We start from the raw sequence: 11,919 nt of genomic DNA, 5'->3' as shown, positions 1-11,919 counted from the left end.
AACTGACGAGAATTTGTTCAATTCTCTATTTCAACGTCCCACCAAAGTGGTTCGTTTTACTCACTCGTTGTTCAGTTTTCAAAGATCAACTTCTTTGTCTTTCGCCGAAAACTCATTTTCAGCGGCGACCTTTATAATATATCATGGTGCCCATCGTTTCGTCAAGAACTTTTTTTGAAAACTTTTTAATTCGACATTTTCTTAACCGAATTATCAAAGTCCCTTTCGAAGGGGCGAGTTATAATTTATCACAGAAACAGGTGGCTCGTCAACATGATTCGCCAAATTATTTTTCAACTTCTTGTAACAAACGTTCTGACACATTTTTGCATGGCTGATACATCCTATTATCTGCACTAACGTTAGATACTGTTTCCTGAGACGCAGTTTTATAACCGTTATACCAATACTTCGGCACAAAAAAAGAAGGACTCGCGCCCTTCCTTAGTCGATGTAGTACCGGATGGCTTCTGATCCGTAGGACCGAACCCCTCTCCACATCGGAACTTCCTTCACAAGCGATTGAGAGACCAGCTTGCGCATCACGATCGGCAGCTCCTTGCTTACAGGTGCCAGCTCAGGGTGGAGAATAAGCTCCTGTATCGTCCAGGGATTCCGTCGGCTTCTTAATACGCGGAGCAGCAGCGCTGCTGAGCTCTCCAGTTTGGATATCATGGAGAATTCATAGGCCAGCAGGGCCAGTTCCACACGCTGACCGAGCGTTTCCGTACTGACCGTAAGTTCTTCATATAATTTGCGGACGGGAGTGTTCAATCCTGTAATCTGCTCCCAAACAGCCGATTCCGGATGAATTCCCCGCTCGATCAGTTCAAGCTGCCCCCAATGATGCAGACCTTCTAATAGAGTATGGTAAGCATCCAAACCCCGATCTTCCTTCAAGAGCATCTTGGCATCCATATACTTTTGTAAGAAGTGGGCAAATCCAATAAACAATTTTTGCTCCCGGAACGGTTCAGCAAACCTAAGGAAATCACGGCGCAGATTGGACAGGCGATCTTGATCGTCTTTTATGATATCTCCTTCTAGGAAGCATTTGATCAATACTTTATGCGTGCCGCTCAGGAGTTCCCGATGCAAATCGTCCAGCCCGATGCTTACCACCTGGCAGCGTTCCCCGCCTACAATAGAATGCTGGATGGGAGGCTCATCAGGTGTTCCGTTATACACGACAACAATATTGACCTCAAAATCATAAACAAGCAGTCCTTGCTGCCTTTTGTCCGAATTACGGTATGCTATCGCCCCTACAGCATCCTCATCAACCGTATTTCCATAATAAAAAGAAAAGTTGGTTAATTCCACGTTTCCCTCCATACATTCCTTGGCGAATTTCAGCCATTTCAGTTATAATGTAATTCTACATGTCCATGTAAGTTCCTTCTTTTAGGATATAAGATCTTAGGAAGGCGATAAACGAATATACAAGATTTCATTTCCGGTTCACGTTATTTCATAAACAACTATTTGAATGACAGGAGTTTTCGAGCCATGATCTTTAAGAACGCAAAAATCAACGCCTTCCGCACTTGGGGACTGCTGCTGACGATGCTGGGGATGGGCCTTATGGTGCTTGGTACAGCCGGAATCGTATTCTTCGGCCAAGCAGGCAAAATATTCGCCGGAATCGGATTGGTGTTTGGCCTGATTATGATGCTGGGGAGTCTCGGCATTTACTTTTGGGCGGGTATGCTATCCACGAGTGCCGTCCAAATTCAGTGTCCGGAATGCAATAAACTGACCAAGATGTTAGGTAAAACCGACCGCTGCATGTTCTGCCATACGATTTTGACACTGGATCCAAGCCAGGCCAACATCACAGCAGAAGAGCTTGAAGCCCAGCAGACCAGATCCTAAGGTGATTTGCAGAACCTGCATACTCCATAGGATTTGCAACTCGTAAGACGATTAAACACAAAGAACCCGTTTATCCTCGTGATAACCGGGTTCTTTATTATGATATGAAAATAAGTTCTACTAATCCTTAATCATGTATCGTCTTCAGAACATGCCAGGTTTCCGGAATGGCAAAACTTCGGTTCCACGAAGCAATGCCGCCAAGCTTCAGCTTTTTGGCCATATTCACTCGGGATTGCAGAGAAGTGCCGTCCTCCATCCATATTTTCTTGATGGATTCTCCCTCCGTGAATTGAACATAGTTCTGCCCTGAACTGGCATCCAGCGTACCTTTCACTTTCTGTTCCTTAAGCAGGATCTGCAGCTTCTCCATCCCAATCGCTTTGGAGGACACCTTCGTCTCTCCCGCCTCGCTGATTTCCGTCCAGACCCGTGTATATAACGGTACGCCCAACACAAGCTTGGATGACGGTACCGCGTCCTCTTCCATGATTCGCCTTACCGACTGCTCGGCCCATGGCAGCGAGGATACGGATCCCGCTTTCGGACTCGTGGCCCAGTGCTCGTCATAAGCCATCACCATCATGTAATCAATCGTCTCTCCGAGTCGTTTCCGATCGAGAAAGAGCGACCACATCTCGCTGTTCGATTTTGGCGTCACATCAATGGAAACGATTAGCCCTCTGGCTTTGGCCAGCGGCTTCATTTCCCTCACGAACTGAACGACATGATCTTTATCTTTGGTGTGGACATTTTCAAAGTCGATATTGATTCCGTCAAGTTTATATTGTTTGGCATAAGCCAGCATCTGCTTGATAATATGCGATCTTCTATCGAAAGTAGACAGCGCCTCGGTTGTCATGTCCGGATCGAAGCTGTTGTCCATCAGACCCCAAACCTCCATGTCCCTGTTATGGGCCCAGCTTACATACTGCTTAACCGCTTTGGATTTGACCGTGCCTTCACCATCCACAATGCTGAACCAGGTCGGGCTGACCACATTGACACCGGGCAGTTCGCCAATGCTATCCGTGCTGGGATTTTTGTTATAAACAGCTTCCCATGCCAGATTGACCGACTTATCCTTCCATTCCAGCTCTGCCCGCGAAGGAGTCTGCGCAAGCGTCGGAATTTCCTTTACGTCCCCAAGTTTAACCTGCTCTTTAGTAACATATCCCGTATATCCGTTATCCGCCTGGACGAATAACCGCCCCTCTTCTTCACGCCATACGCGAAGCCGCTCACCGGCCGGCATGTCCAGTACAATCGGAGACTTCTTCTCCCCGCTCTCACGCAGAGCCACGGTTTCCTCAGGATTACCGGGTGCTGCTTCGGCAAGCTGAATCGAATCCCCCGCACGCATCAGAATGATGGCGCCTGTCGTGGTGTCCTCGTGAACGGTCACGCCATAATGCTGTTTGAGCGGCTTAATCGGAACATAGGCAATGCCGTCAATCAGCTTAGGTGCGCGGGGAATGGTAACCGCCTTGCCGTTCAGCTCGCCCTTCGTGCTGTCCATCTTCATGCGGAATACGGATTCCGAAGTCGTTACAAGGACGGATTTTGTTTCCTGCTCATAACGAATGTTGGCATCCACGCTCTCCTGAATAACCGTTATCGGCAGCAGCAGCTCTTCGCCGGAGCCCCGGGCAGGCTGTTCCTTTAGCTCTCCCTGAACAAAAATCGGCTTGTCCATTCCACGCCAATCCGGCACGGTATAGGTCTGGTTCGGAAATATTGTGGTGACAACCCACCAGGCGCCCGCCGCGATCAACAACAACCCCAGAAAGAAAGAGCCTCCTCTCGTGCGCCTCTTCTTTCCCCGATATCTTCTTCTTGCCAAACTACTCCCCCATTTCACTCTCGCTCATTACTAATTCCTTGATGCCGAATAGTGCCCTTAAAAATAAAAACGTGTGGAATGGTTCATTCCGCACGTTTATTTATAACAACCGGCGTCTATTGGCAGGACTTGCAGAGCCCATACAGCTCCATTCGCAGTCCCTTTACTTCAAACCCGGTGCTTTTCTCCGCTTGTATTCCAACATCTTCAAGGGACGGATAGCTGAAATCTTCAATTTTACCGCAACTCTGGCATATGACATGATGATGATCCGATACGTTAGCGTCGAAACGACTCGAGTTGTCCCCGTAGGTCAGCTCACGCACCATGCCGGCTTCAATAAACATTTTTAGATTGTTGTATACTGTGGCTACGCTCATACTAGGAAAATTAGGTTCCAGAGCCCGATAAATATCATCCGCTGTCGGATGGCCCATAGATTCCACCAGATACGTTAAAATGGCATGACGTTGCGGCGTGATACGGACACCGGTCGTTTTCAGTTGTTCCAGCGCATGCTGTACGGACGTTCCCATGGTTGCCCACCGCCTTTAAGTTTAACTGGTTTTTACAAAACCTATAACGTTCTTAGACTTCATTGTACGGCGTTTCTTGGAATGTTGTCAATCCGGCAGAGGCGTCCAGCCCCCGCTGTTCCGGCCTTCCTCCTGTTCCGGATAGCTTCGGAAGATGTTCAGATTACTGTTTCCCTCTATACGAATGGAATGTTCGCCTGTACCGGATTCGCCGGAAATGGTTTTCTGTTCAATTAGAAGATTGGGCAGCGTCGTCAGAATTCTGCCATAGCTAATCGTCCCTTCAAGCTTGTAATCACCTTCGAGCGGAACGTGAAGATTCATCTCCCCAACCGCACTATACACATTCCAATCGCCACCAATGCGGGATGACCGTATAGCCACTCCACCATTGAGGGATTCAGCGCTTAATTGCGACTCTACCCCGCTGATCAGAATGTTGCCGTTTCTCGTCTGAACCCGGATATGATCGGTCGTTCGCTTTACCGTCATATTCCCCACTTGCGTGGTCAAATCCGTTTCGCCCGTAATGTCGACGGCCAGCATATTCCCCCGGTTAGTGGACATTTTAATATGACCGGTAACGCCGCGCGCCGTAATATCGCCATTTAAGGTCTTGCCCGTAACATTTCCGTAAATCCGATCCATCGTAATCGGCCCGTTACCGCTCTCCAGCAAAATATTCTCAATCGCTTCCACGCGGTTTAAGGTTATGGCTCCGTTCATCGTTCGTATCTCAAAATTGAATCGTCGATCATCCGGAACCACGATGTTCACATTCATACGGGGCTGCCGTTTGCCTGATTCTCCATAGGCCTTCCCCTTGGACCGAATCGTAATCGTCTTGCCTTCCCCCACTTCGATCGTCGACTGCTCGGCGATCGCTTCGGCTAAACCAGGCTGCTCATGATCTACCCATACTTCCGTCTCCACCTTGATATCGTCTACATCCTGACGTGTGATGGAGATATCCCCATTTAAGTGATCGACGATGATTTTCTCGGTTTCAAGCTCAACGGGAATCTCCAATAGCGGCTTCTCGAACCGGTTACCTTCAGCTTCGCTGTAATCCACTCCCGCTGCCGTCAAATTCAGGCTCACCCGATTCCAGAGATGGAGAAAATGCTCCTGCTGGGAAATGACGAATACGGAGGCCGTAACAGTCACTGCAAGCAGAATCCCCGTCAAGTCAGGCCGAAACCGAAACTCTTTGCGTCTGCCCAAGAGACGCGACAGCGTGTACCTGACTATATATTCGACGCCGAGCAGGATAAACAACAGCGGCCACCAGCGCTGGAGCATAAATATATAATCCGTGCCTCTCCACTCGTCCAACAGCAATAAAACGCCCGTGCATACAAGCAGCAAGGCGGCTGTATATCGTCCCACTCTAATTTTATGTTTCATCCGTCTCCTCCCCTCGTCTGTTATCACCGTACCACTGTATGCGTTATAGGGATTTGCCTTTGTCTCTTCGGTGACGGAGAGCTTCCCGGATCCCCGCCCATATCCCGATCACGATCAGCATGACAGCAGAGGTTTCCGCACCATAGTCGCGGATTCCTGCCTGCAGCCAAGGCGGCTTCTGGTGAAACAAAATGAGCAGCGTCCCGGTAACAACCAACATGAGGCCAAACGCGATTCCCCGCTCACCCCGGAACGGATGATTCCGTCCTGATCCGTCCTCGGAAGCAGCAGCCGCTGCCTCACCACGTCTTTTTCGGGAAATCATATATTCCGCTGCCTGCAGCACGTCATACACGTTATAAAAATACCCCACCGGAATCAGAAGACCCAGAACGACAAGCAGCGGTACATTGATCTGCATTCCGATGGAAGAAAAATATAAAAGCGCCGATATGTCCAGCAGCAGCAACATTATAAATGTTATCCCCTTACGGTACATACCGAGGTACAAATGACCCAGACCCGGAATGAGAGCGGCTAATAGAAGTGCATATAATTTCCGCTTTTTTCGCTGCAGCCCCGGGTGTCGCTTAACCTGGACCTGATGCCGTTTCTTCTTGCTGACTTCGGTTTGTGGTTCAGGTGTTGGATTCATAACCTTCTCGCCTCCTTCCAAACATCCTGGGACAGGCGTTGTTTTACGATGTTTTTCTTTGATAGTACCCCAACAAGGAGCTGAAGTAACTGGCAAAAAACTGGATAGACCGTCCGCAGAAAGCTGGCAAATCTACAAAAAAACGGCACCGCCGGTGGTTCAGCAGTAGCCGTTTGTTATGCTTCATTCCCTATCCTATTCAGCCGTTACCATCGTTACATGGCCGATTCCCCGCAACTGCCGTGTGATCTCCATCGGTTCGAATTTGCGATCGGTCAAAACCTGCAGCGAGATTTCGAGCCCTAATACCGCAGGCTGCAGCTCTCCGTATGCCGCACCGCTTCGTTCGTTAACGATAAGCTTCTTGATCACGAATTCCTGTTCCTCCAGAACAGCGGATATGTCATCCAAAATATTCGGCGTATTCGCTGCATGGACAGTAATCAGATGCAGTTTGCTGCCGCGGATGTAACGCTGCTCCAGCTTATTGAAGACAACCAGATTAAGAAGAATCAGCACCGTCGATACAATCGAGGCAAAATAAAAGCCGGCACCAATCGCTAACCCCACGGCCCCCACAACCCAGATGGACGCAGCAGTGGTTAGTCCGGTAATGGATTTACCTGTAAACAGAATGGTACCGGCACCCAAGAAACCGATCCCTGTTATGACGGCCGTTGCCAAGCGCGCTGGATCAATCCGAACGTTAATCTCGTCCACAAAGTCGGAGAAACCGTAAATGGATAACAGCATAATAAGCGTAGAACCCAAACATACCAATATATGCGTCCGCAGTCCTGCAGCATGGTTGGAACGCTCCCGTTCGAAACCGATCAAGCCGCCAAGCAGCATAGCAAGCAGCAATCTTAATAAAATGGATACATTATCTATCACCCAAGGATTATTCAAAAGAACGATACTCCCCTCACGTCTGCTTCAATCGCTTATGCGTTATCATTCATTGTATATGAAGATGGAACTCGGTCAATTCCACACCCGGAGCAACCTCAAAAGCGTGATTTTTAACAAACCCGAATTTCTCGTACAAGGTTACCGCAGGTGTATTACGAGTCCCTGTCGAGACAACGAACATGGGCGCCTCCTTATAGGATTCCAACACGTGGCGAATTAATGTCCCCGCGATCCCTTTGCGAAAATGACCCGGATGGACCATCATCCGTGATATGGTGACCTGCTCCTGTTCCGGCTCGACTGCGATAGCTCCGATAAGATCGCCTTCTTCATTAATATAACCAAAAAAGGTTTCCCCGCACGAACGGATCGTATCGAAGGTATCCTGCAGCGGAGGGATTTCCGAGAATCCGATTAATTCAGCTTCCAAAGGGTACGCCATGTGCTGCAGACTCCATATCTGCTGGACGGTATCCCTATCCTCCAAAGATAATGCTCTTATCATATATTCATCCCCTAACCAAGTTATTATAAGAAAAGCGTCTATCGACGTACTCTCAAAGAAGAAAAACCGCGTTTAGCGGTAGTTTTTCTTGCGATATCAGGCAGCAGACCCTCCGAAGTTTAAACTTTCCGATATCTTAAAAAGGAACTTGTCCCTGATGCGGGACAAGCTCCCATTATCTACAAACAATTCGGGAACATGACGGATACACGTTGATTATCCGTTCAGCACCTCCACCAGCAGTTTGTTGGCCAGCGCAGGATTGGCTTTTCCCTTGCTCTCTTTCATCACTTGGCCAACCAAGAAGCCGATCGCTTTCTGTTTGCCTGCCTTGTAGTCCTCCACGGATTGCGGATTGTTTGCAACCACCTGCTCGACAATGCTCTTGATCGCACCTTCATCGCTGATTTGGACAAGGCCCTTCTCCTCAACGATTTGCGCAGGCAGCTTGCCGCTCTCCAGCATCTCTTTGAAGACGGTTTTGGCGATTTTGCTGCTGATGGTCCCCTTCTCGATCAATCCGATCATCTCGCCCAGGCCTTGGCCCGTGATCTTCACTTCAGACAGCTCCAGATTGTTCGAATTCAAATAACCCAGCAAATCTCCCATGATCCAGTTCGATACGGATTTAGCATCCTTCGTATAGTTCAAGCTGTCCTCGAAGAAGTCGGCGAGCAGCTTGGACGACGTGATGACCGCGGCATCATAATCCGGCAATCCATACTCCGAAGAATAACGTGCCTTACGGGCATCCGGAAGCTCCGGGATCGTCGCACGAACCGCCTCTTTCCACTCTTCGCTAATATGGACCGACACCAGATCCGGGTCCGGGAAATAACGGTAGTCGTGCGCCTGCTCCTTCCCGCGCATGGAGAAGGTTTTTGCCTGCGCTTCGTCCCAGCGGCGGGTTTCCTGTACGATCACGCCGCCCTCATCGAGAATTTCCGTTTGCCGGTACTGCTCATATTCCAAACCGCGCTGTACGCCGCGGAAGGAGTTCATATTCTTCAGCTCGGCCTTCGTGCCGAGCTCCTTCTGTCCCCATGGACGAAGACTGATGTTAGCGTCGCAGCGAAGCGATCCCTCTTCCATCTTCACGTCCGATACGTCGCAGTATTGCATAATCGCGCGCATTTTCTCCAGATAAGCTTTGGCTTCCTCCGGCGTTGAGATCTCAGGCTCAGACACGATCTCAACCAGCGGCGTTCCTACGCGGTTAAAGTCAACCAGCGAGGCATATCCGCCATCCACGTGTGTAAGTTTACCGGCATCCTCCTCCAGATGAAGCCGGGTAATGCCGATTCGCTTCGTCTTTCCGTCCACCTCAATATCGATCCAGCCGTTCTCACCGATCGGCTGATCGTACTGGGAAATCTGGTATGCTTTCGGGGAATCCGGGTAGAAGTAGTTCTTGCGGTCAAATTTGCTGACATCGCCAATGGTGCAGTTCAGCGCCATCGCAGCCTTCATGGCATATTCCACGGCCTGGCGGTTTAATACGGGCAGCACGCCGGGATGGCCAAGACAGATGGGACATGTATGCGTGTTCGGCGGGGCTCCAAACGCAGTGGAGCAGCCGCAAAATATTTTGGAATTCGTATGCAGCTCTACGTGCACTTCCAATCCGATAACCGTTTCATATTTTGATGTAGACATCGATTGTTTCCCTCCTTCTCTGCCGCCGGTTTACAGTTCAGGCCGCCGTTTGTGGTGTTCAGTATTTTGCTCATAGGCATGCGCGACGCGCAGTACGGTCGACTCATCGAAGGCTTTGCCGATAATTTGCATACCTACTGGCAGTCCGTCCGCGAATCCGCAAGGAATACTGACTGCCGGCACACCTGCCAAGCTGACAGGAATCGTCAGGATATCATTCAAATACATCGTCAGCGGATCGTCCACCTGGGCTCCCAGTTTAAAAGCCGTAGTCGGAGCTGTAGGTCCGATGATGACATCATATTGCTCAAATACTTTATCGAAATCCTGCTTGATGAGCGTACGGGCTTTCTGCGCCTTCAAATAATAGGCGTCATAATAGCCCGAGCTAAGCGCATAGGTACCCAGCATGATGCGGCGTTTCACCTCATCGCCGAAGCCTTGGCTGCGGGACTCATGATACAGGTCGATCAGGCTGCCTGCATTGTCGGAACGAACACCATAGCGGACGCCGTCAAAGCGGGCCAGGTTCGAAGAGGCTTCCGAAGAAGCGAGCAAATAATAGGTTGCTACCGCATAGTCGGTATGCGGGAGGGAAACTTCATCCCAGGTAGCGCCCAGCGCTTCGAGCACCTTCAGTGCGTTCAGGACGGTTTCCTTCACTTCAGCGTCAACGCCCTCGCCCAGGTATTCCTTAGGCACAGCAATGCGAAGACCGGTAACGTCTCCGGATAACGCGCTCAGATAGTCGGGCACGTCCACTTTGGCAGATGTCGAATCCATCGGATCATAACCGGCAATGGCTTGCAGGACATAAGCGGAATCTTCCACATTTTTCGTCAAAGGTCCGATCTGATCCAGCGATGATGCAAAGGCAACAAGGCCGAACCGGGATACGAGGCCATAGGTTGGTTTCAGTCCCACGACACCGCAATAAGAGGCAGGCTGCCTGATGGAGCCGCCTGTATCCGATCCCAGCGCAAAGTAGGCCTCACCTGCAGCTACGGCCGCAGCCGAGCCGCCGCTTGATCCGCCGGGTACCCGCTCTAAATCCCATGGGTTACGCACGGGATAGAAGCTGGAATTCTCATTGGAGCCTCCCATTGCAAACTCATCCATGTTCAGCTTGCCGATTGTCACGGTATCCGCTGCACGCAATTTACCGACAACCGTTGCATCATAAACCGGCGTGAAATTGGACAAAAACTGACTTGCGCATGTGGTGCGAAGTCCTTCTGTCACGATATTATCCTTGATTCCGACAGGAAGCCCGAACAACAGTCCGCGCGTCCCCTCTGAAGCCAGCCTCTCATCCAAAGCCTTGGCGGATGAACGAGCGCCTTCTTCGTCCAAAGTAATAAATGCCTTCACCCGATCCTCACGTTCGGAAATACGGGTAAAAGCTTGGTCAACCAGATCGGTTACGGAAAGCTCCTTATTCCGCAGCTTATTATGTATCTCCATTAACTTGTAATCAAACAGACTCAAGTGTGTATCCTCCCTTCAGGCTATTCCAAAACAGCAGGTACTTTAATTTGATCGTCTTCTTCATCCGGTGCGTTAAGCAGCACTTTCTCGATGGGCAAGCTCTCGCGCACTTCGTCTTCTCTCATGACATTGCTGAGATGAAGCACGTGTGTAGTCGGCTCAACACCTTCTGTATCCAATTCATTTATTTTCTCGGCATATTGTAAAATCGCATTCAGTTGGCCGGTAAACATCTTCTCTTCTTCAGGCGTCAAATTCAAACGGGCCAGCTTCGCTACATGCTGAACATCCTTATCGGTAATGCTCATGGCTTTACATCCTCCTTCATGCCCCTATCCAGTTAAAGGGGTAAAGTCTGTCACGACAACTTTTCTCATTATATTGTAGAAGCATGCAAGATTCAATCCAAACAGCTTGAAGCTTGCCGCTTCGGAGTTACTTTTCCATTCCATCAAAAAAGAGTCGGCCTCAGCCGACTCTTCTAAATCCAAGCACGAAGATTCACTTGTTTGATGAAATCCGCCTGGGATATTGCTTCCTTGGTTTCTTCTTCCTCTTCAACACTTTCCAACTCGCCGTTCATCACTTGATGAAACAGCTTCTCATTATATGTCGACAGGGCGAAATCGATGAGCGCTTCCCGCTCGACCCGCTCGGCTTCCTGCTTCAACACGATTGATTCCAGCTCTATATCATCTGCCGGAACAAAAAAATTACGGTTGAGGCTCGGAATCCGAATGACGTAATCGAACGCATTGTCCGGATTTCGGTCATACGCGATGATATAACCGTATTGACCGATTGGAAGATTCTGCTCAAAGGCGTCCGCAACGATTGTAATCTTTTCCCCTAAACGCAGCATCGTCTACCTCCTGAGTTGTCTATCCTTTTTTAAGAGATAAGAAAAAATAAACTTCAGCGGCTTATCATCCTTATCTCGCAAGAAAAACTTCCGCTAAATACGGCCTCTCTTCTGATAACGTACGTCGATAGACGTTTTTCTTGTCTTCATAGTCTACTAAAAAAAGATAGAGATGTCCAT

The 11,919-nt window shown here is 49.4% G+C and carries 12 protein-coding genes; 1 reads left to right on the top strand and 11 read right to left on the bottom strand.

Annotation, left to right across the window (positions count from 1 at the left end; all coding sequences use genetic code 11):
- Positions 1-444: 444 nt before the first annotated feature.
- Positions 445-1,323 (bottom strand): hypothetical protein, encoded by an 879-nt coding sequence (locus tag ACQKPA_RS28755; RefSeq protein ID WP_427495814.1) that lies wholly within the window; start codon positions 1,321-1,323, stop codon positions 445-447.
- Between the two features lie 186 nt (positions 1,324-1,509).
- On the opposite strand from ACQKPA_RS28755, the gene ACQKPA_RS28750 reads away from it, so the two are divergent.
- On the top strand, positions 1,510-1,875 hold the full coding sequence (locus tag ACQKPA_RS28750) for a YgzB family protein (protein ID WP_071219578.1): 366 nt from the start codon (positions 1,510-1,512) through the stop codon (positions 1,873-1,875).
- Positions 1,876-2,002: 127 nt separating this feature from the next.
- Here ACQKPA_RS28750 and ACQKPA_RS28745 read toward each other — a convergent pair whose 3' ends face one another.
- The 10 genes from ACQKPA_RS28745 to ACQKPA_RS28700 form a co-directional block, all read right to left on the bottom strand.
- Positions 2,003-3,718 (bottom strand): glycosyl hydrolase family 18 protein, encoded by a 1,716-nt coding sequence (locus ACQKPA_RS28745; RefSeq protein WP_427495813.1) that lies wholly within the window; start codon positions 3,716-3,718, stop codon positions 2,003-2,005.
- 116 nt (positions 3,719-3,834) lie between these two features.
- Entirely contained in the window at positions 3,835-4,254 is a 420-nt protein-coding gene (gene perR / locus ACQKPA_RS28740) for a peroxide-responsive transcriptional repressor PerR (RefSeq protein ID WP_071219580.1), read from the bottom strand.
- A gap of 87 nt (positions 4,255-4,341) precedes the next feature.
- Positions 4,342-5,661: a DUF4097 family beta strand repeat-containing protein gene (locus ACQKPA_RS28735; protein WP_427495812.1), complete on the bottom strand. Its 1,320-nt coding sequence runs from the start codon at positions 5,659-5,661 to the stop codon at positions 4,342-4,344.
- Positions 5,662-5,704: 43 nt separating this feature from the next.
- Complete coding sequence (locus ACQKPA_RS28730) at positions 5,705-6,316, bottom strand: hypothetical protein (RefSeq protein WP_427495810.1); 612 nt, start codon at positions 6,314-6,316, stop codon at positions 5,705-5,707.
- A gap of 195 nt (positions 6,317-6,511) precedes the next feature.
- Positions 6,512-7,225: an MgtC/SapB family protein gene (locus tag ACQKPA_RS28725; RefSeq protein WP_071219583.1), complete on the bottom strand. Its 714-nt coding sequence runs from the start codon at positions 7,223-7,225 to the stop codon at positions 6,512-6,514.
- Positions 7,226-7,274: 49 nt separating this feature from the next.
- Positions 7,275-7,733 (bottom strand): GNAT family N-acetyltransferase, encoded by a 459-nt coding sequence (locus ACQKPA_RS28720; protein ID WP_427495809.1) that lies wholly within the window; start codon positions 7,731-7,733, stop codon positions 7,275-7,277.
- Positions 7,734-7,949: 216 nt separating this feature from the next.
- Positions 7,950-9,389, bottom strand: a complete 1,440-nt coding sequence (gene gatB, locus ACQKPA_RS28715; RefSeq protein ID WP_427495808.1) for an Asp-tRNA(Asn)/Glu-tRNA(Gln) amidotransferase subunit GatB — start codon at positions 9,387-9,389, stop codon at positions 7,950-7,952.
- 30 nt (positions 9,390-9,419) lie between these two features.
- Positions 9,420-10,877 carry an Asp-tRNA(Asn)/Glu-tRNA(Gln) amidotransferase subunit GatA gene (gene gatA / locus ACQKPA_RS28710; RefSeq protein ID WP_427495807.1) on the bottom strand — a complete coding sequence of 486 codons (1,458 nt, stop codon included), beginning with the start codon at positions 10,875-10,877 and terminating at the stop codon, positions 9,420-9,422.
- Between the two features lie 20 nt (positions 10,878-10,897).
- A complete protein-coding gene (gene gatC / locus ACQKPA_RS28705) occupies positions 10,898-11,185 on the bottom strand; it encodes an Asp-tRNA(Asn)/Glu-tRNA(Gln) amidotransferase subunit GatC (RefSeq protein WP_427495806.1) in 288 nt (95 codons plus the stop codon).
- Between the two features lie 173 nt (positions 11,186-11,358).
- Positions 11,359-11,739, bottom strand: a complete 381-nt coding sequence (locus ACQKPA_RS28700) for an ATPase (protein ID WP_427495805.1) — start codon at positions 11,737-11,739, stop codon at positions 11,359-11,361.
- Positions 11,740-11,919 lie beyond the last annotated feature (180 nt).

This window comes from Paenibacillus sp. NPDC093718 (genome assembly GCF_050279985.1).
Classification (GTDB): domain Bacteria; phylum Bacillota; class Bacilli; order Paenibacillales; family Paenibacillaceae; genus Paenibacillus_AQ.
The sequence above is the reverse complement of the archived record's forward strand: the minus strand, read 5'-3'. Positions and strand labels throughout refer to the sequence as shown.